We start from the raw sequence: 24,194 nt of genomic DNA, 5'->3' as shown, positions 1-24,194 counted from the left end.
TAAAGTGCTAAATTTTTCAAAATATCTGGGTGTAATAATTATTCTTGTATTTGGTGTTTTTTATCAAGGTCAGGGAGTTGCTGGATACAACGATAATATGAATGGGATAGTTTCAGAAATCTTGACTTACCCTTCTGGTCGAATTCTTTTTAAGTTACATAATCAGCCTAGTTCTCATCCTAGCTGTAAATCAGGTTTTTTTGCCATTGCTACCGATGTATCAGATAAAGGTCGAGAGATAATGTATTCGAGATTATTAATCGCTTACACAACTAAACAACCTGTAAATATCGGTTTTGATAATTTAGGGGATTGTGGGAGCGGCTACATACGAGTACATCGTGTAGGTTGATGTAGCAAGTTGTTGTAGTAAAAGGATTTATTCTCGTTTTGTATCAGAGGTTATGTTGAAAGTTTTTACTGTAATTATTCTATTGCTAGCCAGCTCTTCTAGTCATGCCATATGGTTAAATACAACTGGTAAAGTTGCCAGTATTGTTACATATGCGGGTAGGGATACTGTACTTGTCAATTTAGATAATCATGGAACTGCAGTCGCAGAGTGTGCTAATAACTCTACTTTTGCTATAAGTCTTCACAACTCTATAGAGCAAAGGGCTAGAATGTTTGCAATTTTATTAGCTGCAAAAGCATCAGATAAAAGTGTGATTATTTCTTATAGCGATACTGGTGGTTGTGAGGCTTGGGATAGCAACCCAAGTGCATATAGAAAAATAACGAGGTTATATGCAATTGATTAAGGGGATGATATGAAGAAATTTATTGCGCCATTCATAATTGTTTTTACTCAGTTGTGTTTGGGGTGTTCCTCAACAAACAACCAATCTGCAGCCTCATTAGTGTTCAGCTTTTCAGATCCTAATAGAATCCAATTTCAAGGTAAAGGTGCAGGTGCTGGAATCGCTTTAATGTCTGCAATGGGCCCAATGGGTATTGCTGTCGGCGTTGCGATTGATGAAGGCATTGCAAAGGATATTCGAGCAGCCACTTCTGAACAGGGATTTGATATGCGTAACTTACTTTCGCATACAGCGAAAAACGTTACAGTAAATCAGTTTACGATTCGTTTCGAAGAGGCGAGTCTAAGTGGAATAAGTTCCTCAGATAATGATTATATGATTAATGTTGAAAAATATGGTTATAAAATTGTCGATGGTAATAACGATCTCACTGCTGCTGTGTTAGTTATTTCTTGGACTGATAAGAAAGGGGTTGCCCAAAAAATTCGCTATCCTCAAGAGTTTGAAAATGTCCCCGCATTTCCACTAGAGGAGGTAAGAGACAAAGGTGTTAAAGCTAACTCATTATTAGCGGATGCTGTTGAAGCCGTTTTAAAAAAATATTGGATATTACAACAAATATAATTCAAGGATTGAAAATGATAAAAGTAGTGATGAAGATAAGTTTTGTTCTGATTATTTTAGGTTTCTCGCTAAGTGCGAAAGCGAGTTTTTGGTCTGAAAATACAAAAATCCTTCACTTATATCCATCAGCAAGTGGAATGGTATTTATGACTGATTATCGTAATAGTGATGTCAGTACATGCGATAACGGTGGGCGATATTTAATCCCTCTTTCTCATGTTAATTATGATGTTCTCGTCAGTACTCTATTAGCTTCATATTTTTCTGGAATAAAAATTAGAATGAATGTAGATAGCGTGACACCCGCATGCAGCCCAACAATAAACCGTTTTATTGTAATAGGTTGATGTATTTAACTATTATGTTCATTTTTTTATGAGTATTATTTCTATCTAAATGTATTCAGTTCAAATCAGACTTGCTCAATAGGTGATAGGTTTAAACTTGTTATTTTTTGAGCTGGTATTCTATTCATATCTTCTAGTGCCGTCACACTCTGATTTCTACGATCTTCCGATACCTTGACATTATCTACCCCTTTAGAGACTATCGAGTCGAAAAAAATGTATAAATATTTAAAGGCTTTGTTAAGTAAAGTCTAATAAAATTAATAAAAATGAAGGAGAAGGCTATGTTTTATCGTGCGTTGATACTGTCTTTGTTACTAGTATTGCCAACTGCGGTTAAAGCCGAGAACTATTCAATTGGTACTGGTGGTCAAAGCGGTATTTATTATCCATTTGGCGGTGCGTTAGCCAAAGTGTGGTCAGATGAAGTCCCACAAGTAAACGTTAAGGCTGAAGTGACAGCTGCATCAGTTGAGAACACAATTAAAGTGGTACGTGGCGATATGATTGCCGGTATCGCGATGGGCAATGTTGTCCTTGATGCTTATAAAGGCGAAGGTAAGTTCAGAACTGCAATGCCAGTGAATACACTGTTTGCCTTATATCCAAACCTTGTGCATGCCATTAGTCTTGAAAAGTCAGGCATCACTTCGCTTGCCGATCTTAAAGGAAAACGTATTTCATTAGGCGCTCCTGCCAGTGGCACAGCGGTAACGTCTGCTGCATTACTTGAGTCTATTGGTATTGATGTGAAAAAAGACATAACTGCTGTGTACCTAAATTATTCAGAAACAACCAATGCATTAGCTAATGGTCAAATTGATGCTGGCTTTATTGTGGGTGGTCAAGGTGTTGGTGCGGTGACTCAAGTGGCATTAACCCATAAGGTTAATATTATTCCTGTTTCTGCTGAAGAAAGTGCAGCGTTTATTAAGCAAAACAATGCTTATAGCAATTACACCATTCCTGCCGATGTATACAACAATGTGGGCGCTGTGCCGACATTAAGTGTATGGAATGTGATTGTGGTTAGCGCCAAAATGAGTGATGAGATGGCGTTTAACTTAACTAAAGCTGCTTTTGAGAATATGTCAGAAGTGCAAAAGGTCGTGAAGGTTGCTGAAGCCACAACACCTGAAAATGCTGACCGCCTGCAAGGTGTGCCATTGCACCCTGGTGCGCAAAAGTATTTAGATAGTATTAAGTAGAACGCTGGATTTTCTACACGATAAAACACCTGTAGGTGAATGCAAGAACACAAAGGCAACGTAAGGTTGCCTTTGTATATTTAGGTCACTGATTGTGCTTAGGTGCAATCTTTGGCATAGAGGAAAAAATATGACCCAAGAACAAGGCAAAAAAGCCGAGCAATATGTGAGTGGGGATAATGCGCATCAAACAGGCCATAACCCTGATGTTGCCAACACACTTCCTTATGAAAAAACCATTAAAGTTATAGGCTACACAACACTTATTGTCGCAGTGTTATTGTCTTCATTTCAAATTTGGCAAGGTATTACCTCCACCATATCGGCCACTTATTTTCGACCAGTGCATTTGTGCTGGGTATTAATTCTGATTTTTTTACATTATCCGCTGATTAAAAATCGCCGCAAAAAAGGCTATTTAGCGGGGCGTGTGTTCGATCTTGCATTGTGTGGTATCACCCTCTTTGCTGGCTATAGAATGTCCATTTTTGACTACAATGATATCGACCATATGCTTTATGGTTTAGGTACTGTGGATTTAGTGGCGGGCAGTGCATTGCTGGTTTTATTGTTGGAAGGCTGTCGGCGTACCGTGGGGTGGGTGATGGTGCTGATTGCAGGAATGTTTTTAGCCTATAGCGCATTTGGCGACCTACTCCCAGGTGCAATGGCCACCAAAGCTTATTCACTGCAAGAGTTGATTCAGTTCCAAATATATTCAGCCAATGGTGTATTTGGCTCTGCCTTGGGTATTGCGGCCACAACAGTGTTTATTTTTGTATTGTTTGGTGCTTTTTTAGAAGTCACTGGCGCAGGTAAATTCTTTATCGACTTAGCCTTTTCAATTGCGGGTAAGTATCGTGGCGGCCCAGCCAAAGCTGCAGTATTGGCATCTGCTGGGCTTGGCTCTATTTCAGGATCGGCAATTGCAAACACAGTAACCACTGGTGCTGTGACGATTCCGATGATGAAAAAACTGGGCTATACCCCTGAGCAATCTGCGGGGATTGAAGCATCGGCTTCAACGGGTGGGCAAATTATGCCACCGATTATGGGCGCAGGTGCCTTTGTCATGGCGCAGTTTACGGGGGTGCCTTATAGCGACATCATGTTGGCCTCTATTGCGCCTGCAATTTTGTACTTCTTTTGCACCTTACTTTATGTGCACTTAATGGCATGTAAGTTAAACCTTCAAGCGGCGAGTCGTACAGAAGCGGTGATTGAAGTGATGAAACATGGTGCTCATCATCTTATTCCATTGGTGATTATCACCGTGTTATTGATGATGGCCTACTCACCATTACTGGTTGGCGTAGCGGGTTGTGCGGCGATTTTAGTGACTGCTGCACTGCGAAAACATAGCCGTATTGGGATTAAGAAGTTTATCGAAGGCATGAAAAACGGTGCGCTATTAGCGTTACCTATTTCTGTTGCTTGTGGCGCTGCAGGCATCATTGTTGGTGTGGTAGGGCAGACGGGGATTGGCTTGCAGTTTACCCAATTTGTGATGGATTTCTCTGGCGGTTATATGTTGGTCGCGCTGGGACTTATCAGTATTGTGGCACTGGTTTTAGGGATGGGCTTACCGGTTACCGCAGCTTATATTGTCCTCGCTGTCATGGCTGTGCCTATGTTAGGTGATTTTGGCTTACCACTGTTAACGGCTCACTTAATCGTGTTCTGGTTATCGCAAACCTCCAATGTGACTCCGCCGATTGCGCTGGCTGCATTTGCAGGCGCTGGGGTTGCCAATGCTAATCCGATGAAGTCATCCGTTGAGGCATTTAAGTTGGCAGGCGGTTTGTTCATTATCCCAATTATGATGGCCTATACCGATTTACTGAATCCTGATGCGGGCTTGATGGCATTCACTTTTGCGATCATTCAAACTGCCAGCATTATTGTCGCGATTGCGATATCAATTGAAGGTTACCTTTTACGTCCGCTTTCAACGGTTGAGCGCTTGGTTGCAATCACCACTGTCCCTTGGGTATTGTTTAATCCATTTGGCACAGGCGTTATTGGAGTGGCGGTTGTACTGGGGTTATTGGCTGTGCAGTGGAAAACGCAAGATAAAGCTACGGTTTAATAGGGTGAGTTAACAAAAAATAGGTTTAGCTTGAACGGCTAAACCTATTTTTTATATCTAATAAGCACATTGATGGTTAACAGCCAGTGATATCGACCGTTAATGTGTAGGTCGTTGCTGAGCCACCAGTGCCAGTCGGTTCAATATAACGTACATGGCAGTTAATTGTCTCATCATCTAAATCATAGCCGTAGCGCACATTTGATGAGCCTACTTCTACGTTTGGTGTACAACTTCCACTACCAAAACAAAAGTCTATCTCAGAGCCGATTTCTAGCATTTGCGGTAACCCGCCGCCATCATTTTCACCAAAGGCTTCTGGGTAGCCCAGTTTCATCTCTATTACTTCGCCGTTGTAATCAATCAAACTGCGATCATCTTTTTCGACGCCATCAATAGCTGCGCGTGAATAGGCTAAATCAAGTGAAGACTGAATCGCGGCTTTTACCCCTTGTACGGTCGCGATTTTTGCATCACTTTGAAGGTTAATAAATTTAGGTGCAGCAATAACAGCGAGGATCCCTAAAATAATGATAACAATCACTAATTCAATTAACGTAAAGCCTTTAGTGCTTGTGAGTTTAATTGAGCCTGAGGTTGAGTTAATCGCCATCTTTTGTCCTTTAAAGTGAATTAACAGCTTGTTTATTAGGGTTTACTTATGTCTTGTATGGTAAAACACATTGACTAAGATGCATAAGAAAAACTTAAATTAACCTATTTAGGATAGTAAATCCTCCCCTATTTTGATTGCTAATCTGTGACTTTTTATTGTCATATTGCTTCAATATTTCGTGTAAATAGAGTTAAAAAAGCGTGCTGTTTTTTGGTTTTTTGGTCCAATTATAGTTTGCTCACCCCCTCCTAAATAATTACTTTTGGCGACCTTGGTGAAATATTTGTTAAATATGTGACTAATTAATATCAAATGTTTATCTGTGTAAGCTATTGTTTTTTAATAATTTTAATATTCCCTTCATTATTCTGAAATCTTGTTGTCACTTAGGCGAAGTCTTTTTGTCATTTTTGCAGGTTAATTTGTCGACCAGCCAAATTACTTAACACGCTTAATTCCGTCCTCGGAGATGACAATGGAACTGAAAAACATTTTTAAACTTAACGCTGTATCTGCTGCACTTTCTGCAACCTTATTACTTGCAGGTTGTGGTGGTGATATCAATATCGATACAGGTTCAGACACTGAAACGCCAACAACTCCAGATACGCCAACGACTCCTGACGTATCAGATCAAGAAGCGGCTTACGGTGGATTTGCTGAGAAGAGTGCAACAATTGCTGCAATCGACGGTAAAGAAGTTTGGGTATTATCTGGCACACTTGCTCCTTCAACAGGGGCGTCAACGGTTAACGTTGGTGGGCAAGACGGTGACAAGATTATCCTAGGCAATGATGTTGTTTGGATGCTTGATGGCGCAGTTATCGCTGGTGGTGATAAAGCAGATTCAGTTGAGCTATCTGTCATGGCGGGCACTAAAATTGTAGGTGGAAGCGAGTCTTACCTAGTGATTAGCCGTGACTCTAAAATTATGGCAGAAGGTACTGCTGAAGCGCCTATCGTGTTTACATCATTGGAATCTGCACTGGGTCAAGAAGGCCAAGCGGGTCAGTGGGGCGGTTTAGTATTACTTGGTAACGCACCGGTGAACTCTTGTCCTGATTTAACAAGTTGTGATGCCGCTTTTGAAGTTGGCAGCCACAGTTACGGTGGCGATGACACTGAAGATAACTCGGGTGTTATCCAGTATGTTCGTGTTGAGTTTGGTGGCTTTAAAATCAACGACACACAAGAAATGAATGGTATCAGTTTTGCTGCAGTTGGTGCGAGCACCACAGTTGACCATATTCAAATTCATAAAAATAACGATGATGGTGTTGAATTTTGGGGCGGTAACGTTTCGCTTTCACACGTAGTGTTAACTGAAAACTTTGATGATTCGTTAGATTGGACTAACGGTTGGCAAGGTAGTGCACAACACGTTTATATTCGCCAAGAAGATAATGGCTCTAACCGTGGTATTGAAGCTGACAGTAACAGCAGTGCAGAAGCTGAACCACAATCTCGTCCTGCGTTAGCTAACTTTACTATTCAAGTGGCTAACGGTACTAACAGTGGCGGTGACGATGCTGAAGGTATTTTATTCCGTAAAGGTACAGCAGTAGATGCTTACAACATGCTTGTAAAAGGCGATGTTGATTCTGGTGAATGTTTAGAAGTTAACGATGACAACACTGTAACCACAGCTGAAGCCGGTAACTTAAACATGCAACACAGCTTAATTGATTGTGTTGAGCCGTTTAAAGATGCCAAACCTGATGCGGATGAAGGTCGTGAGTTAGCACTTGATGTTGAGCAATGGTTCCTAGAGCAAGATGGTAACTTAGCTGGTGCATCTGATTTATCAGGTTATATGCCTAATTCATCATCAGTCGCACTGACTGGTGGCGCTGCAGATTTAGCTAATATGGATGACCGTTTAGTTGATGCGCAGTACATTGGTGCTTTCGATGGCACAACTGACTGGACTACAGGTTGGACGACAGCAATTCACGAAGATGCTGCGCCTGCACCGACTGAACTGCCAGTATTAACATCTTGTCCTGTTGGCACAACGTCAGAAGAAGTGGTAGCTGGGCTTTATAAAGATGCTAGCGTCACTTTAGTGTGTTCAATTCAAGGCAATATCACTTCAAATACCACGCTACTTGCTGGTCAAAACGTGATGTACAAAGTGGATGGTGGCGCGGTCGTTGTAGGTGGTGATAACACTGATTCTGCAACGTTAGCCATTCAAGCTGGTACGCAAATTTTTGCTACAGATAACAGCTACATTGCGATTAGCCGTGGCTCAAAAATCATGGCGCAAGGCAGTGCAGAACACCCAATCGTGATGACTTCACAGCAAGATGTAATTGCAGGTGCAGAAGGTGAGCGTGGTCAATGGGGTGGTTTAGTGTTACTGGGTAACGGCGAAACCAATACTTGTCCTGATAAAAATGCATGTGACGCTTCATTCGAAGTTGGCGATTTCCCATACGGCGGTAACGACAACACAGATAACAGTGGTCAAATTAGCTATGTGGTTGTTAAGTATGCTGGCTTTAAAGTAAATGATACCCAAGAAATGAACGGCATCTCGTTCGCAGCAGTGGGCAGTGGCACGCAAGTAGACCACATTCAAGTTCATGCGAATGGCGATGATGGTGTCGAGTTCTGGGGTGGTGCGGTCAATCTTAAATATGTTTACCTAACCGACAACTTCGATGACAGCTTAGATTGGACTAATGGCTGGCAGGGTAAAGCACAATATGTGTATATCACTCATGAAGATGGTCAAGCTAACCGTGGCTTTGAAGGCGATAGCCACAAAGGCGCTGACGATACGCCGGTTTCAAATCCTACTATTTCTAACGTGACGATTCTGCCTGGTACCGATATTGAAAATGCCAGTGGCGACAAAGGTGAAGGCATTATCCTTCGTGTTGCAACGGCAGCTTCAATTCACAACTTATTGATTCAAGGTCGTAAAGGGTCAACCTCTGATACTGAGTCGGGAGAGTGTCTAGAGCTAGATGGGACTTATGCAGGTCTTGTGGACAATGTTAACGATGGGTCATTAATGATTTCTCACTCAGTTATCGATTGTAACGAGCCATTCAAGTACAGCTCTGATAATGCAGCCACAACGGATGCTGTTGATACAGAAGCATGGTTCCTTGCTCAAACGGGTAACTCAGCACAAGCAGTAACATTAACAGATGGCATGCCAGCAGGTACTGACACAGTATTGCTAGGTACAGGTCTGGATATGAGTACTGAAGACAGCTTCTTCGAATCAACTGACTACATCGGTGCATTCGACGGTCAAACTGACTGGCGTGAAGGTTGGGCATTTATCAAGTAACTAAAGAGGTTACTTGCTAAGCCCTAAACATCAGGGAGCGCCTCCCTGATGTTGCATAAGCGCTCAGTAAGACTCAATTACTGAGCGCTTTTTAAAGTTTGACCAATGAATTAATAAGTTTCTTATCTGCCATTGATATCGTAGATATCGTAGACATAAGAGTCAAAGCGATATCGAGATGGCGCTACCTGAACTGTGGACAGGATTGAAAAACGCTATGAAAACCAAGCCGAGTTTTATCGCTAACAAGCTAAGCCTAGCTGTTGTAACTGCTATTTCAGCAGCTTCACTTTTTACAACATTGCCTGCTTACTCGGAAGAAACACCTGAAGTTGATGCAGGTGAAGATTTCCCAATTGAAGTTATTGCTGTTACTGGTCGTTTACGTACCTCTGCGTCAGCTGCTGTTGAAGAACGCCGTGAACAGCCAACGGTTGTGGACATCATGGGATCTGAACAAATTTCCCGAACTGGTGACAGTGACGCCGCAGCGGCGCTTCGTCGTGTAACAGGATTAACCCTAAAAGATGGCAAGTTTATTTATGTACGTGGTTTAGGTGAACGCTATTCAAGTACTTCTTTAAATGGTGCGGTTGTACCATCACCAGACCCTACTCGTAACGTGGTTCCGCTGGATATGTTTCCAGCGTCGATTATTGAATCACTGTCGGTTCAAAAAGCGAGTACCGCAAGTACGCCAGCTGCTTTTGGTGGTGGACATGTTGATATTCGAACTAAATCTATTCCAGCTGATTTTTTCTTCAAAGCATCAATCGGTGGTCGTTACAACACTAATGATTCTGATGACACATATACCTATAACGGTGGCGGCGATGATTGGTTGGGTCAAGACGACGGCACACGCGCCATGCCAAGTAGCATTAATGATGTCACTAATATGTATGGCGGCATTAGCCCAATTGATATCGTGACCGGCTCAAATGGCACCGTTACCTTTCCTGAAGCGCAAGCGATTAACCGTGGTTTAGCCAGTGATATGTACCGTGATATGACGGTATACACCGAAGGCACAGATCCTGGGTTACGCGGAAACATCGCCATTGGTGATCGCTGGGATATCACTGACGATATTATTTTTGGTGCCATGACAGCTGTGTCTTATAAAGAACAAGCAGAAAATTACACCAAAACCGAAGTTGAACTAGCGGGTGATGCTGATAACGTTCAAATCGAAAACGCTAAAGATGTGATGGGAACTGACTCAATTGTGCAGATGTCAGGCATGTTGAATTTAGGTTTAGAAATTGGCTACGACCATAAAATTGAAACCTTCTCAACTTACTTACGTGATACCTCAGATGACGTGTCTGTGGCCATCGAAGAAACCATCGATACCATTTCAGAGCCTAACGCACTGCAGGTTTATGATGTGTCTTATGAAGAGCGTAACCTTATCAGTAATCAAATTAAAGGGACGCACTTCTTTGAGTACCTGTGGGATTTAGAAGCCAATTGGATGTATTCCAATGCCAGCTCAAAGCGTTATGCACCTAACGAGCTGTCTTACACTTACAACGTTGTTTTTGACGATGCTAACAACATGACAAGTCGTAACTTGAATACACAAGATGCGCCAAAGTATGTCTATAGTCGTCTTGATGATAATACTGAAAATTACAAAATCGACTTAGCATTGCCGATTGAATTTGGTGATGCAAATATCCTTAAAATTAGCGGTGGTTACGAATACTTTGAACGTACTCGTGAAAGCTATGCGACCCGTTTAGGTTTCGATGTGGGCTTAAGCCCAACAGATCCTAATGGCGACATTTTATCGAGTGATTTTGACAAGATTTTCTCAGATGAAAACATCGCTAACGATGCATTAGATTTAGAATTAAAAGACGCATCGACCGATACCGAAGACTACGTAGCAGCAGAAATGATTGATGCTGGTTTCGTTAACTTTGATTTTGATTTTGATGATGTATGGCGCTTTGTTGCGGGTGTGCGTTATGAAGACTTCCGTCGTGTCACTCTACCATTAACTCCAGATGGCGAAATCTCTGATGAAAGCGGTCGTTATGACATTGAAGATTATGCGATAGCAGAAGATGGATGGTTCCCGTCGATGTCGTTAACGTGGAAGTCATCAGATCAAAGCCAGTGGCGTCTCGGGGCGAGTAAAACATTAGTTCGTCCTGATTTACGTGAAGTGGCGCCAGTTCGATTCCAAGATCCAGTGACTGGATTCGATTTCTTTGGTAACCCAGAGCTAGAAAGTTCAGATATCTACAACTTAGATTTACGTTGGGAATACTACTCAGATGACGGTGCTAACTTAAGTGTTGGTGGTTTCTATAAAGACGTTGATGCGCCGATTGAAGCGATTCAACGCATTTCAGAAGCGGGTCGTCAGCTTAAGTTTTATAACGCAGAATCGGGTGTCATATACGGTATTGAAACAGAGTTCTTACATGACCTTGGCTTTATTGGTCGTGAAGGTGGATTCTGGGAAGACTTCTTTGTGGCTGGTAACGTGACCTTAAGTGATTCAGAAATTGAAATTCTAGGTAATGGTGAAATTGACCCAACCAACAATAAGCGCCGTATGACAGGCCATTCAGAGTGGGTTGCTAACATGCAATTAAGCTTTGATTCTCCTGATGAATCTCACAGTGCCACACTGGTTTATAACGTATTTGGAGAGCGTATTGCCTACGGTGGTCGTGGTGGATTAGATGATGTCTACGAGCAACCTTTCCACAGCTTAGATTTTACTTACAGCTTCTTACCTACAGAAAGTTTTGGAGTGAAATTTAAAGTGAAGAATATCCTTGGTGAAACAACAGAGTACGACCAGCAAGATGTGGTGGTATATGCAAAAGAGCCAGGAACAGAATTTACCTTACAGTTTAATTACGAGTATTAATGGGTAATTAGCAAGGTAAACCAAGTACGGGCTATTGGCATTTTTACTCATCCTTTAAATGCCAATAGCTGTGTACATAGTGTGAGGTGCAATATGACTTCTGGAACAAGTTAAATTGGTTATGCCGAACACGTTTATTTAAGACAAATGTAAGACCAGTGCAATTGTTAACGGTATTACTTCATCCTTTTACTTTTATCAATGCGCGAGGCCACTTTCTTCTGGAACAAGAAAGTGGCCATTTTTATTGTTAGCTTTGGTAAATTAACTGCGCTTTAGCAGCAGTTAAGCTTGGTTGCTGTCAATAAAGTTACTGATAGCCTTTGATATTAAATCTTTTTTCATTTGAGTTTTTGCCACAGGTTGATCAAACCAAAAACTCATTGGCTGATCAAAACCAATACCATGCATGTAGTTGTAAATAGCCTTTCGTAAGCCTTCACCTAGCATTTCATGATCGGTATTGGTTGGGTCTGTAAACTCGACATCATTTTCGGCAAACAAAATTTCAGGCCGTTCGGCCAATGTAATTCCAAATTGGTCTGGGTTCATACCTATAGGGCTGTGGACTGTTGCGACAAAACGATGCCAGTACGCCGATTGAAAACAACCTTGAGCCATCATTTGACGAACCATTTCGAGCGAATCAACGGTTTCTTGTTCGGTTTGTGTAGGAAAGCCATACATGAGATAGGCGTGCACCATAATGCCTGCATCGCTAAATGCTTTCGTGACTTGTGCAACTCGTTCAACACTGACACCTTTCTTCATGAGTTTTAGTAGTCTGTCTGATGCTACCTCTAAGCCGCCGCTCACAGCAATACAACCAGAGTCGGCAAGTAATTGGCAGCGAGCTTGGCTAAAGGTTCTTTCAAAACGAATATTACCCCACCAACTGATCACTACATTTCGCTCAATAAGGCGTTTGGCAAATGCAAATAAGGTTTTTGGTGGCAGGGCTTCATCAACAAAGTGAAATCCTGTTTGGCCTGTTTCTTCAATTAACTGTTCGATGCGATCCACTAAAATATCAGCGCCTGCAGTATCGTAGCGATCGATGTAGTCGAGACTAACATCGCAAAAACTACATTTACGCCAGTAGCAACCGTGGGCAATGGTTAACTTGTTCCAACGTCCATCACTCCAAATTCGGTGCATCGGATTAAGCATTTCGCACAATGACAAGTATTCATCTAAGGGGAGGCCATCATAAATTGGCGCGCCCACATCGACTTGTGGAATATCGTGCAAGGCAGTATTTTCGTTAAAATGCACATACGGATGACCATGCTCATCTTCTGCGAGAAAATACGTTCGGACTAAATCGTCGACTTCTCGCTGACCTTGAAAATATTCAAGTAAGGTCAGAAAAGGGCGCTCGCCATCATCAAGACAAATAAAATCTACAAATTCAAATACACGAGGATCTTTCAGAGCACGTAGCTCTGTATTAATAAAGCCGCCACCAAGTACGACTGGTAACTCAGGGTTAATGGCTTTACAGGTTTGCGCAATACGCAGTGCGCCAAGCATATTGCCTGGAAAAGGCACCGTTAATGCAACCACACTTGGCTGAGTATCTTCAAGATAATGCTCAACCAGTTGTTCTAGAATCTCTGAGCTGAAAGTGGGCTCATCCATTAAGGTGTCGTAGAGGTTATCAAAGCTTGGATTCGCTGCAGCAAGTTGCTCGCCATAGCGGCTGACTTCAAAGTAAGGATCAACCCCTTGAGTAATGACATTGGAAAGATCATTTATAAATAACGTGGCTAAATACTTGGCTTTATCTTGTACGCCTAAGTTACCGAAGGCTGCTTGGAGAACATCGCCAGAAACGGCTTCCATCTGCGCAATGGCATCAAAAGCTGGGCCTTCAGGTAAAAATCGTCGTGAGTTGATCCGTAGCGCTAAACTAGGATCTTTGCCTTGTAAAAAACGGATCGCAGCTTCAACACACTGATGATAACGTTCAAATTCTGCTAAAAATGCATGTACTGCAGGTGGGAGTTCATCGTCTTCAAAATGCTCGAAATTTGCTTCTACATGTTGACGAATAATTTCCAGCGCAGGGGCGGTCATCATTTCTAAAAACAGCTCAATGGCAGGATCTCGTTGCACCGCTTCATAGCCCTGAGAGCGAAGGAACCCGGTTAAATAGGCCGTCGCTGGATAAGGCGTATTTAGCTGAGTCATGGGTGGGGTCATTAGAAGTACGGTCATAGCCTGCCTTTGAATAATAAAACTTTGCTGCTTTTCTAGCATAGTCATAACACTAGCCCTTAGTAAGCTTTTGAGTTATACATAGCCGCAAAGTCAGGCAGCCGATACAGTTGCCATCAATAATCGAGGGATTCTAGCAAATGCGCTAAAGGGGTTCTACTTCAAGATGAAAGTGGTGGCGAGTCAATGGGAGTTTACTGATTAAAAAAATGGATTAGCTGATATAACCAATTGCTAGTGAGTATATTATTAATAGTGATTACAGCGACTTGAATTTTAGAGCTGAATGCTTTTATTTAATAACAAGGGGTAAAGTTAATCCTTGTTGAATTTATATTTAAGGCGCTTGGTTTTAAGACTGTGAGATATTATTTTGGGGACAAGTTGTTGAACGAGTTTTATATAAGAGAATGTAACGGCCAAATATAAATAATAGACCAACTTAGGATATATAAGCTGGCCTATTTTATATTGACGATTTAATTATTTTTTAAAGAATGCTTCGTTAGTGCCATATGGGCCTAAGTTAAGATCGCGCTTACGAATTTCATCAACACGATCAAATGCTTCCTCTGCAGCGTGAAGGTTTTTCACATCACGACGCCAGTAATATTTGAAACCATTAAAGTTAGCATTGTTTGGGTACCAGTAGAATACACCAAGCCCTTCATCATCAAGGATTGGAGTGTTATGGATGGCATTATCCGGAATATAAAAGTACTGTCCTTTCTTTAATGGTTGGAACGTATTTTGAGCTAATGTTTTACTGCCGCCGTTGACCACGTAGTAACATTCAGGTTGTCCGTGGAAGTGAGGCTCATGATCAGATTTACCACCATTAGTAATACCAATAACCATTGGCGAGTCTGCTAGATCTTTCCAGATGTAACCCACTGGAGAGTTCGCTACGTCGCAGTTTTTTGCTTCAAGTACGTTACCTTCATCATCCAATGTTTTACAAAAACGTTGATCTTTAGCGATGCTGTCATTTGCTTGAATAGTATTAAAGTCAATTTTACCCGCTTCCCAATCGGCAATGTATGCTTCAATTTCTGGGTTACTACATTGCACTGGCATCGTGTCTTGTGGTGCATGCACACTGCTGTCAAATGGGACTGGTGTCATTTGTTGGTAAGGGAGCTGTGCATGGTTACATTGAGGACCTTGTGCAACAGCAGCTGTTGATGCTAGCGCAGCAATACCAAAAATCATCTTTAATTTCATTGTTAATCCTATTTAGAACTGTGATATTTGAATGTTAAATTCGTTTTTTATTAATATGTTTTTACTATAAATACAAAAAGGTAAATTAAAGGTGAAATAGATCACGTACCTTTTTCAGTGACAATTTTATTCGTGACAGCTATCGCGATTTTTTATTAATTGAGAATATCTTCAAATAATCTATTTAATTGGGTTTTATGTTTACAAATAATAAAAACACACGTTAATGCTTTTATTATTTTGTTAATTGCAGCAAGACTTAATCATTATTGAAAAGAAAATTGCATACTGAGCTGCAAGTATTGCGATTGACCGTTTTCAACAAGCTCAGTGCTTTCTAACCTAGCTTTGTCATTGATGGCATATTGGCCCACCTCGACACCGACACTGAGTTCGGGTGTTAGGTTAGTGAATAAATTCACGCCCACATGGGTCCGTCTGCTGCGTTGTACTTCGGTAGCGGTATGACCAATAAACAGGCTAGTGCGCCAGTTGTGATCCCAAAAGTGACGATAAGCTGCCATGGCTGACAAGGTGGTTTCTAATTCGCCTTCGATTATGTCTTTTGCAGCATCGGTACCCACATAGCGGCCTAAGTTGCCATAGTGCAATTGAATACGTAAATCGTCTTTGCCGAATGTACGCAGTTTGCCTGCAACTGACATTCCAGTGCTGACTTGCTGGGTCTGATCTGGGTCTAAGTAGCGAATAACACCAGAGGCTGAAACATTACCCCAATCGCCTTTCGTGTTATAACGCACAATAAAATCAGGTACATAATCATTGCGAGTGTCAATCCAGTCTGGCTCATCATTAAGCGATGAACCTGGATTAGTGCCATAGGTATAAGGGTTTTCAAGTGCAAACTGCCAATTATTAAAGGTATAACGTACTAAAGCCTGGCGCACCATGGCTTGACCAACGAGTGGGCCACCAAGATCTGCGGTTTCTGCAAAAGCTGACGTATTGACTAATGTCGACCAAGTTTGTCCTGCAACGACATCTTGGTATTCAATAAAAGCATGCCTTAATCTCGGGCTGTATGAGTTAGAGATAATGGCATTACCTTGAGATGAGCCTACAAAGTCAATCTCAATAAAGCCACGAACATCATTAGACGACACGCCAAGGTTTAAGCGACTTTCTTGGGCGCTAAATTGTGTGCGTTGAGTTGGTTCAGATACCGAGCCGCCTCCGGTCCAGCTGTCTTGGAACGCAATATCACCGTTAACATGGCGTGCATTCATTTTAAGAAAACCACCCAGTTCAACTTCTATTGCCTCTGAAAATGGTGCGCAAAAAGCTAAACAGGCACACAAAGGTGTGACAATAATCCGTTTATTCATAGTTAGCGTGTTGGAACGAAATGAGCCCAGTAAAAAGTGATGACAACAAGTGGTCACTTAAAACGGTTGGTTAATAGAAAGAGCACCAGCAAAACGTGGGAGTATGAAAGTGTTTTGCTGATACTCAGTATATTGTCGTTACACTGGCGTTAATGGCCAGAAGTCATGACTTAGAAGTAATAACCAAAGTTAATGTTGATACGTTTGTCCCAGTCATCTCCGATTTCTGGTAAACCAACATGGTCATTATTTGCCGTTGAGAAGGTCATGTTTTTACCTAAGATGAAGTCAACCATAGTGTAGGTGGCTCCAGCTGCGATAGCACAACCTGTCACGTTTTGCATGCTGTTGTCATAGCTGTCGTCAGCAACGTCAGGGGTCATTAAACCGAAGTCGTTGTAACACTTCACGCTACCAAAGTCAGTGGCGAAAGTTTTAGCTATGTTAGCGCTGTATGCTTGGCCTTTTGAGGCAATTTCGTATTGCCAGCTAACCACTGCGATACCGATTTTATTGTCATCAGCCGAATCGGCAGCATCATACTCGTATTGCATGGCTTGTAACTGTAGGTTCCATCCTTTATAGGTGCTGTCTAAATGCAGTGCTACAGCATAACGGTCGCCCATGTTGCCTGTTTCACTGTTATAGATCTGACCATATTGAGCTGAACCGCCAAATGTTGTCGAACCACCTTCGTACTCCGCGGTATAGGTTTGTCTGAAGTTAAAGCCGTTAGTTTCTTCGTTATGGTATTCAGTGCCATTAATTTCGCCACTGAATAACGAAGCTGAATAACGTTTGTTTTCAGTTGCGCTATAAACCGGGTTTTTGTAGAACGCGATATCAGTATTCCAGCCATTATTGTCGTAAGACGCTTTAATACCCACATCATGGTTGTCTTCAAAACCTAGGTAGTATGGTAGGCCAAACCACCAGCTGTTAGAGATAAACTCTGGGTTACCAAAAGGCACTTTGTTGATACCAAATTGCAGTTGCCAATTTGGGTCAATATCATAAAAGCCGTAACCGTATTTGATGTAGTTGCTACCTGATGTAAAACGGTATTCAGCGGCTAAGCCCCAATCCCCTTTTTTACCATCAAACTTAATTGCAGCCATATCAAAATCAAGTTCACCTAACTTGTCTTTATTTGATTCATCGTAGTCTCTGTAAGCGTAATTAACGCGCACAGCACCTCCGATGTTAATACCGTCTTCTTGCTCTTCAGCCATGACATTTACAGAAGACATTGCTACTGCTGTGGCCACCATCGACAACATAAACTTGGCGGTTTTTTTCATTCTCATTTCCCTTTATATACGTAAATTTTTATATTTTTTATTTACATTTCTTCAAACCAAGTGCGATGACAATCAGCACAAATCGGTGCTTTTTTAGTGTGCTCGCTATGGCAGGCTAAACAGCTTGCCCCTTCGTTGTAATGTAAAGATTTATGCGGATGCGCTTCAGGTACTGCCAAAATTGACTCATCAATTTCAATTGTTTCAACAGTGCCGTGGCAATCCACACAGGCCGCATCTGTGGTATTCGCTTTTGGTGAACCTTGATGACAGGTATTACAGCCATCTTGGTACAACATTTCATGGTTCACTCTGCCTTGAGTTTTCCCTTTGACGGTATAAAGCTCTCCCGCGTGGGCGGTGGCTAAAAACGCTGACGATACAAAAGCGAGTAATAATAATTTTTTCATGGTGATTCAGCCTACAGATCAGATTTAATGGTTTCAGAAACGATGATGCCCATCGCTAAGCACTCAAGACATGACGTTGAGCTCAAGCGGGCTTCACCATGAATACCGCCAGTGGCTTCACCGATGGCATACATTTTTCTGATAGGTTCCATAGTGCGGCCATCTATCACGCGGCCACCTAAATCTGTTTTTAATCCGCCCATGCAGTAATGCACTTTTGGCCAAATTCGTGAGACAACAAATGGACCTGTCAGTACTTCAGCGGTATCCATTTTGCGGTTAAACAAAGGATCTTTTCTGTCAGTAACATGCTGGTTGTATTCTTTTATTGTCTTTTTCAATTCCGCTGCAGGAATATTAAATTGCTTAGCAACGTCATCAAGTGTGTCGAGTTTCCATGCCATTTTGTCGCGTAGTGAACGCACTACACGGTCATCTTCGGCGTAGTTTTCGTAGTTAAACAATACAATCGGGTAGGCTGGACTGTTGTCTGCATAACGATTTTTCATAATGGCTTCTGAACACGTTTTACGGTCAGCACGCTCGTCCATAAAGCGTTTACCATTTAGCACACTGATTGCTGCGCCTTGATGCCAACCAATCGACAACAGGGCATTTGACCAGCCGAAACCACCCTCATCAGGAGAACCCCAATGACCTGTTTGAATAAGATTCATATGCACGGGTAGCGCACCATTGGCCATAGCGGTTAACGTGACTTCGCCTGTCGCGCCATGGGCATTAGTACAATCGAGTGTTGGATCAAGTGAAGGATCGACTGCTTCACGCAGTTTCATGTTTTGGGCAAATCCACCGTGCGCGAGAATAACGGCTTTGTTGGCTTTGATATAGATTGTTGTTCCAGTATTGAGATCTGGGAAGCGATAATTTTTTCTTACCTTAACGCCTACAATTTCTTGACCGTCCATAATGAAATCTTCGATGTAGTGTTGTAAGCGGTATTCAACGCCTTCTTTTTTACCTGCCTCAAACAACTTAGTGGTGATATCACCGCCTGTACCATGCTGGGTTCTAATCGCACGGGCTTTGTTATGTCCGCCCACTTGGATATTAAATCCTTCACGGAATTTAACGCCCGTTTCGATACATAAATCGTAAGAATCAAGAGCACGATCGGCGATCACTTTTAGCATTTCAACGTTTTGCATGCCGCGACCTGAGATGATTTGGTCGTTGACTAACTCTTCTGGTGAGTCATCGTTAATGCCTTGTGCTAATTGGATTGGGTTTTTAGGAATTGCTAACCAGCCACCATTAATGGCTGAGTTACCACCAATAACTTGCATTTTTTCGAGTACAAGTACGCTGCCGACTTGTTGTCTTTTTGCATTAATCGCTGCTGATAGACCAGCAAAACCAGAGCCGACGACGAGTACATCTACTGACTCATCCCAGTTAATTTCATTGCATTGGCGTTGCTGTGCACTTGCTGGCATCGCTGCTGTCAGGCCGCCGATTGCTGCGCCTGCACTTAATTTCAAAAAGTTACGTCTGTTGTGCATTTATCTTTCCTCGCATTTAGATGCGATTAAGATAAACAAATTGAACTAGGCCAAATTTGAATGGCATCACGCTTTTTTTGGGGGGGCAATATTATTCGTGAACTGGTTCAAGAACATTGTTCATGAGCTGCTGGCTTATCAGCCCTATTTAGCGGGCGAACTTTAGAGGGAGATATCAAAAGTCAGTTAAGTTATGAACTGAATCACAAAGCCTAATAAAACCGGCCCATCAGCGTGAAGTGAATCCCGATTATCTACTGAGTTTATACCTATAAAGTGTAGTAAAGATGATAATTGCGATATTCAAATATTAGGTATTTATTATGAAATGTCCTTCAGAAACCTTGACTCAATTACGATGTGATCAAATTTTAGATGTCGCAGAATTATTGATCGAATCTCAAGGTATAGTGTCATTTAAGTTTTCACAAATTGCTAAGGACGTGGGCTGCTCAACAGGGACACTGTATAAGTTATTTGAGCGCAAAGAAGATGTATTGGTGTGCTTGTTTTTACGCAGTGCAACATCCAATTATATGCCATTATTTGTACAGAAGAACCCAGAACTGACGGCGCAAGAAAGATTGCTCATGCCGATATTATTTACCTTCGAGACCATTAAAAGAAGCCGCAGCTTTTTTACCTTACGCTCTGTGTCGGTCAATGCGATGATTTGGAAGCTGGCCAGTGATGAAAAGGTTAAATTGTTTAAACAACGGATTAATTCATTTTGGCAGTGGATGGCTGATGCGGTTCAACTGGCGATTGATAATGGCGAGTTAGTTGCTACTCCTTTGCAAGCCAAAGAGTTGGTTCAAGGCATTGCATTTTATTTGACGGGGTCATTGACACAATTTGAAAGTAAACTGATTTCACCTGAGTTTCTGTCCGATCAATCCACAACCTGTTATCGGCATTTATCGAGATTAATGGCGCAATATCAATGGAAAACGCCACTGAATCATGAGCTATTTACTTGTCTTGAAACTCGCACTGCAGATTTTTTTGAAGCAAATTTTAAAAAGCATCTTAGTTGCAGTTCATGTAAAGCATTATCGATGTCATTGAATGCAAAACAAAGTGGCTGTAACGGCTGTTAATACAACACCTAGCCACTTTGTATTCGAGTACGGGTTATTGTGGGCTGTACTTGTGTTTTACATCTTCAATAAGTTGTTGCCACTGAGGGTATTTGACAAAGCTTTGTTGTAAGTCTCCCCATGGAGACAGGGTGTCGTCTAACATTTGCCCTGATACATCGATACCTTGTGTGGCAAGATACAAGTAATAGAATGCTGATGCGCGGTAATTTGCCGCACAGTGCACTAAAATAGATTTATCGTTATGGCTGTCCATCACCATAAAGAATTGCTCAACATCCTCGATGGTGGGCTGTTGCCAGTCTACTTCAATATTTTCGTACTTCATTCCTAGATCTGTGACCAATTGAGATTCTTGCGCTAAATAATTGGGATTATTCTTAGGGATTAAATTGATGACAACTTCCACTCCCGCTTGTTGCAAGGTTTTAAATTCCTCAGCCTTAGGTAATCCGGCAGTGATAACTTGCGTATTATTAATTTTAATCGCTTTAATATCATCTAGCTGGCTTGGATCTATCTCAGCCGCAACGGGGTTAATTAATGCCAGCGAAACCGTAGCTATTAGCGTTGTCATTTTTAAGGCATTAACTCCAAATTTGCTGAGTGTCGCTTGCGATATAAACTGATACATAGTGATTCCTATTCCTTTAGGATGTGGTTGATGGTGGTGATTTCTTGTGGGGTAAAATGGAGGTTGTTGAGTGCATTTACCGAGTCAACAATTTGCGCTGAACGACTCGCGCCAATAAGACAGCTTGTTACCGCATCATTATGTAAGGTCCAAGCTATGGCCATTTGTGCTAACGATTGCTGACGATTTTCTGCCAATGTATTTAATGCCGATACTTTGGATAATTTAGCCGGTGTAAGGTCTTTATCTGCTAAGTAAACTTGATGCTCAAGTGCTGCTCTTGAGTTCTTAGGGATTCCATTTAAATACTTATTGGTTAATACGCCCTGAGCTAATGGTGAGAATACGATTGAACCGACACCTTCATTTTTAAGTACGTCAGTCAGACCATTTTCAATCCAACGATCAAACAGGTTATATCGAGGCTGGTGGATTAATAATGGCGTGCCAAGTTGCCTTAATATCTCAATTGCTTGTTGAGTTTGTTGGGGTTGGTAGTTAGATATTCCCACATACAAAGCACGCCCTGAACGGACGATATAGTCAAGCGCTTGCATGGTTTCTTCTAAGGGGGTGTCAGGATCCATACAGTGGTGATAAAAAATGTCAAAGTAATCTAACCCTGTGCGTTTAAGGCTTTGATCACAGCTGGAAATTAAATACTTACGAGATCCTCCTACACCATATGGCCCTGGCCACATGTCATATCCTGCTTTACTCGATATTAATAATTCATCACGATAATGCTTAAAATCTTGTTGGTAAACGCTGCCAAAACATGACTCGGCAGCACCATAATGAGGGCCATAGTTATTGGCAAGATCAAAGTGAGTTATACCATGATCAAATGCAGTATTAAGCATATGACGGGCGTTACTTTGTGAGTCATTAGCGCCGAAGTTTTGCCATAACCCTAACGACAATTGTGGCAAGCGGATACCGCTACGACCACAAGCTGAGTATGTCATCTTGCTATAGCGCTCTGGTGCAGCAACGTAGAGTGGGTTAGGTTCGTGAGTAATCATTTCTCTTCCTACAAATGAAATGGAGCAGCAGTATTATTTTTAAGCTAATACATTATTACAGTTAGTCTAAAACGTCACCTTAAACAAAAATGTTTATATTGATAAAAACTAATATTGTCATATTTCATTGATTTTATGGTCACACTTCGTCTTTAGCTTAAGCGATTGTTGATTCAGTCATCGACTGAGTTTTTCATTCATATCGATATTAAGTTGTCAGAAGATGGAGCTAAAAATGATTAAGGAAGGGATGCACTTGCATGTGCTAACAAGTTTGTTGATAAGCCTGCTACTTATAACAGGTTGTAATGATGATAATGATACGAATACGTCTGCTACAGACGAACAGCAAGTCATAGCGGAACCTATTGTCGTCAGCGTTGGCCCTAGGCCGTCATATCTAGTCGGACAAATGCAAGACAGCGATTTAAAAACACAGCTTGCTCAATGCACGAATAAAACCATGTATCGTCATGATTTTTCTATCGGTCATCGCGGCGCTGCGATGCAATTTCCTGAACATACTAAAGAGTCATATCAAGCGGCAATTGATTCTGGCGCTGGTATCGTAGAATGCGATGTCACTTTTACCCAAGATAAAGAGTTAGTCTGTCGTCATTCGCAATGTGATTTAGCCACTACAACTAATATCTTAGCGATTCCAGAACTGGCCGCAAAATGCTCCGTTCCTTTCAGTCCTGCCGATCTGGTAAATGGTGTGATGGCAACTGCTCAATGTTGTACCAGTGACATTACCTTGGCGGAGTTTAAAACCTTAAAAGGGAAAATGGATGGTGCCAATCCAGCAGCAACAACAGTGGAAGCGTTTATGGATGGCACTGCGAATTGGCGAACAGACTTATACTCGTACCATGGCACATTAATGACTCATGCAGAAAGCATTGAGCTATTTAAAACAGCAGGCGTGCAGATGACGCCTGAACTTAAATCTGCAAGTGTAACCATGCCGTTTGATGGTTTTAGTCAGCAAGATTATGCTCAAAAAATGCTCGATGAGTACGTTGCCGCTGGAGTTAGCCCTGCATTAGTGTATCCGCAATCATTTAACCTTGAAGATGTGAAATATTGGATTGCGAATACGCCAGATTTTGCCGATCAAGCAGTATATCTTGATGATCGCTATGACCTTGCAGATTTTGATCCTCAAAACAGCATGACTTGGTCACCAACAATGGACGAGCTTGCTAATGATGGAGTGAAAATCATTGCGCCGCCATTATGGGTACTCGTCACTGTCGATGTGGACAATCAAATTGTGCCATCTGCCTATGCATTAGCCGCTAAAGCTGCTGGATTAGATATCATCACTTGGACACTTGAGCGTTCAGGCGTGTTATCGGACGGTGCTGGTGGTTGGTATTATCAGTCAATCACGGATGCGATTGATAATGAAGGCGATGCATTTGAGCTGCTGGACGTGTTAGCCAAAGACGTTGGTGTGATTGGTGTGTTCTCTGATTGGCCTGCGACAGTGACTTACTATGCTAACTGCATGGCGCTGTAAATATGACGCTTAACCATAGCGGCTAAATTAGGGCTTAGTAA

The 24,194-nt window shown here is 41.9% G+C and carries 19 protein-coding genes; 10 read left to right on the top strand and 9 right to left on the bottom strand.

Features of this window, described 5'->3' with window-relative positions; genetic code table 11:
* Positions 1–4: 4 nt before the first annotated feature.
* From AN944_RS01325 to AN944_RS01300, 6 genes are all read left to right on the top strand, one after another.
* Entirely contained in the window at positions 5–352 is a 348-nt protein-coding gene (locus AN944_RS01325; protein WP_200913355.1) for a hypothetical protein, read from the top strand.
* A gap of 52 nt (positions 353–404) precedes the next feature.
* Positions 405–761, top strand: coding sequence for a hypothetical protein (locus tag AN944_RS01320; RefSeq protein WP_235530825.1), 357 nt, complete (start codon positions 405–407; stop codon positions 759–761).
* Between the two features lie 9 nt (positions 762–770).
* Positions 771–1,385, top strand: coding sequence for a hypothetical protein (locus tag AN944_RS01315; protein ID WP_055022780.1), 615 nt, complete (start codon positions 771–773; stop codon positions 1,383–1,385).
* Positions 1,386–1,399: 14 nt separating this feature from the next.
* Entirely contained in the window at positions 1,400–1,732 is a 333-nt protein-coding gene (locus tag AN944_RS01310) for a hypothetical protein (protein ID WP_055022779.1), read from the top strand.
* A 269-nt stretch (positions 1,733–2,001) separates the two neighbouring features.
* Positions 2,002–2,940, top strand: a complete 939-nt coding sequence (locus AN944_RS01305) for a TAXI family TRAP transporter solute-binding subunit (RefSeq protein ID WP_268788255.1) — start codon at positions 2,002–2,004, stop codon at positions 2,938–2,940.
* Between the two features lie 130 nt (positions 2,941–3,070).
* Complete coding sequence (locus tag AN944_RS01300; RefSeq protein WP_082419838.1) at positions 3,071–5,029, top strand: TRAP transporter fused permease subunit; 1,959 nt, start codon at positions 3,071–3,073, stop codon at positions 5,027–5,029.
* A 76-nt stretch (positions 5,030–5,105) separates the two neighbouring features.
* On the opposite strand, the gene AN944_RS21995 is transcribed toward AN944_RS01300, so the two are convergent.
* Positions 5,106–5,642, bottom strand: a complete 537-nt coding sequence (locus AN944_RS21995) for a prepilin-type N-terminal cleavage/methylation domain-containing protein (RefSeq protein ID WP_055022777.1) — start codon at positions 5,640–5,642, stop codon at positions 5,106–5,108.
* 478 nt (positions 5,643–6,120) lie between these two features.
* Here AN944_RS21995 and AN944_RS01290 point away from each other — a divergent pair, with 478 nt between their 5' ends.
* A complete protein-coding gene (locus AN944_RS01290) occupies positions 6,121–8,952 on the top strand; it encodes a hypothetical protein (RefSeq protein ID WP_055022776.1) in 2,832 nt (943 codons plus the stop codon).
* A 217-nt stretch (positions 8,953–9,169) separates the two neighbouring features.
* Positions 9,170–11,845, top strand: coding sequence for a TonB-dependent receptor domain-containing protein (locus AN944_RS01285; RefSeq protein ID WP_055022959.1), 2,676 nt, complete (start codon positions 9,170–9,172; stop codon positions 11,843–11,845).
* A gap of 285 nt (positions 11,846–12,130) precedes the next feature.
* On the opposite strand, the gene AN944_RS01280 is transcribed toward AN944_RS01285, so the two are convergent.
* The 6 genes from AN944_RS01280 to AN944_RS01255 form a co-directional block, all read right to left on the bottom strand.
* Positions 12,131–14,065 (bottom strand): radical SAM protein, encoded by a 1,935-nt coding sequence (locus tag AN944_RS01280; protein WP_055022958.1) that lies wholly within the window; start codon positions 14,063–14,065, stop codon positions 12,131–12,133.
* Between the two features lie 483 nt (positions 14,066–14,548).
* Positions 14,549–15,289, bottom strand: coding sequence for a cupin domain-containing protein (locus AN944_RS01275; protein ID WP_055022775.1), 741 nt, complete (start codon positions 15,287–15,289; stop codon positions 14,549–14,551).
* 266 nt (positions 15,290–15,555) lie between these two features.
* Entirely contained in the window at positions 15,556–16,635 is a 1,080-nt protein-coding gene (locus tag AN944_RS01270) for a hypothetical protein (RefSeq protein WP_144430111.1), read from the bottom strand.
* A 170-nt stretch (positions 16,636–16,805) separates the two neighbouring features.
* A complete protein-coding gene (locus AN944_RS01265) occupies positions 16,806–17,936 on the bottom strand; it encodes a hypothetical protein (protein ID WP_119967721.1) in 1,131 nt (376 codons plus the stop codon).
* A gap of 41 nt (positions 17,937–17,977) precedes the next feature.
* Positions 17,978–18,346 (bottom strand): cytochrome c3 family protein, encoded by a 369-nt coding sequence (locus AN944_RS01260; protein WP_055022773.1) that lies wholly within the window; start codon positions 18,344–18,346, stop codon positions 17,978–17,980.
* A gap of 11 nt (positions 18,347–18,357) precedes the next feature.
* Positions 18,358–19,869, bottom strand: a complete 1,512-nt coding sequence (locus AN944_RS01255) for a flavocytochrome c (RefSeq protein WP_055022772.1) — start codon at positions 19,867–19,869, stop codon at positions 18,358–18,360.
* 323 nt (positions 19,870–20,192) lie between these two features.
* On the opposite strand from AN944_RS01255, the gene AN944_RS01250 reads away from it, so the two are divergent.
* Positions 20,193–20,969 carry a TetR/AcrR family transcriptional regulator gene (locus AN944_RS01250; RefSeq protein WP_055022771.1) on the top strand — a complete coding sequence of 259 codons (777 nt, stop codon included), beginning with the start codon at positions 20,193–20,195 and terminating at the stop codon, positions 20,967–20,969.
* A 34-nt stretch (positions 20,970–21,003) separates the two neighbouring features.
* Here the strand turns inward: AN944_RS01250 and AN944_RS01245 are convergent, their stop codons facing one another.
* Both AN944_RS01245 and AN944_RS01240 read right to left on the bottom strand, forming a co-directional pair.
* Positions 21,004–21,603, bottom strand: a complete 600-nt coding sequence (locus AN944_RS01245) for a protein tyrosine phosphatase family protein (RefSeq protein ID WP_235530824.1) — start codon at positions 21,601–21,603, stop codon at positions 21,004–21,006.
* A gap of 8 nt (positions 21,604–21,611) precedes the next feature.
* Positions 21,612–22,628 (bottom strand): aldo/keto reductase, encoded by a 1,017-nt coding sequence (locus AN944_RS01240; protein WP_055022770.1) that lies wholly within the window; start codon positions 22,626–22,628, stop codon positions 21,612–21,614.
* A gap of 250 nt (positions 22,629–22,878) precedes the next feature.
* On the opposite strand from AN944_RS01240, the gene AN944_RS01235 reads away from it, so the two are divergent.
* Entirely contained in the window at positions 22,879–24,153 is a 1,275-nt protein-coding gene (locus tag AN944_RS01235) for a glycerophosphodiester phosphodiesterase family protein (protein ID WP_055022955.1), read from the top strand.
* Positions 24,154–24,194 lie beyond the last annotated feature (41 nt).

The sequence above is a fragment of the Shewanella sp. P1-14-1 genome (assembly GCF_001401775.1).
Taxonomy (GTDB): domain Bacteria; phylum Pseudomonadota; class Gammaproteobacteria; order Enterobacterales; family Shewanellaceae; genus Shewanella; species Shewanella japonica.
This window is presented reverse-complemented; position numbering and strand designations above follow the sequence as displayed.

Excerpts from the sequence above, each read along its gene's own strand:
- AN944_RS01320 (WP_235530825.1), top strand. The coding sequence starts at position 405 with ATGTTGAAAGTTTTTACTGTAATTATTCTATTGCTAGCCAGCTCTTCT.
- AN944_RS01315 (WP_055022780.1), top strand. The coding sequence starts at position 771 with ATGAAGAAATTTATTGCGCCATTCATAATTGTTTTTACTCAGTTGTGT.
- AN944_RS01310 (WP_055022779.1), top strand. The coding sequence starts at position 1,400 with ATGATAAAAGTAGTGATGAAGATAAGTTTTGTTCTGATTATTTTAGGT.
- AN944_RS01305 (WP_268788255.1), top strand. The coding sequence starts at position 2,002 with ATGAAGGAGAAGGCTATGTTTTATCGTGCGTTGATACTGTCTTTGTTA.
- AN944_RS01300 (WP_082419838.1), top strand. The coding sequence starts at position 3,071 with ATGACCCAAGAACAAGGCAAAAAAGCCGAGCAATATGTGAGTGGGGAT.
- AN944_RS21995 (WP_055022777.1), bottom strand. The coding sequence starts at position 5,642 with ATGGCGATTAACTCAACCTCAGGCTCAATTAAACTCACAAGCACTAAA.
- AN944_RS01290 (WP_055022776.1), top strand. The coding sequence starts at position 6,121 with ATGGAACTGAAAAACATTTTTAAACTTAACGCTGTATCTGCTGCACTT.
- AN944_RS01285 (WP_055022959.1), top strand. The coding sequence starts at position 9,170 with ATGAAAACCAAGCCGAGTTTTATCGCTAACAAGCTAAGCCTAGCTGTT.
- AN944_RS01280 (WP_055022958.1), bottom strand. The coding sequence starts at position 14,065 with ATGACCGTACTTCTAATGACCCCACCCATGACTCAGCTAAATACGCCT.
- AN944_RS01275 (WP_055022775.1), bottom strand. The coding sequence starts at position 15,289 with ATGAAATTAAAGATGATTTTTGGTATTGCTGCGCTAGCATCAACAGCT.
- AN944_RS01270 (WP_144430111.1), bottom strand. The coding sequence starts at position 16,635 with ATGAATAAACGGATTATTGTCACACCTTTGTGTGCCTGTTTAGCTTTT.
- AN944_RS01265 (WP_119967721.1), bottom strand. The coding sequence starts at position 17,936 with ATGAAAAAAACCGCCAAGTTTATGTTGTCGATGGTGGCCACAGCAGTA.
- AN944_RS01260 (WP_055022773.1), bottom strand. The coding sequence starts at position 18,346 with ATGAAAAAATTATTATTACTCGCTTTTGTATCGTCAGCGTTTTTAGCC.
- AN944_RS01255 (WP_055022772.1), bottom strand. The coding sequence starts at position 19,869 with ATGCACAACAGACGTAACTTTTTGAAATTAAGTGCAGGCGCAGCAATC.
- AN944_RS01250 (WP_055022771.1), top strand. The coding sequence starts at position 20,193 with ATGAAATGTCCTTCAGAAACCTTGACTCAATTACGATGTGATCAAATT.
- AN944_RS01245 (WP_235530824.1), bottom strand. The coding sequence starts at position 21,603 with ATGTATCAGTTTATATCGCAAGCGACACTCAGCAAATTTGGAGTTAAT.
- AN944_RS01240 (WP_055022770.1), bottom strand. The coding sequence starts at position 22,628 with ATGATTACTCACGAACCTAACCCACTCTACGTTGCTGCACCAGAGCGC.
- AN944_RS01235 (WP_055022955.1), top strand. The coding sequence starts at position 22,879 with ATGCACTTGCATGTGCTAACAAGTTTGTTGATAAGCCTGCTACTTATA.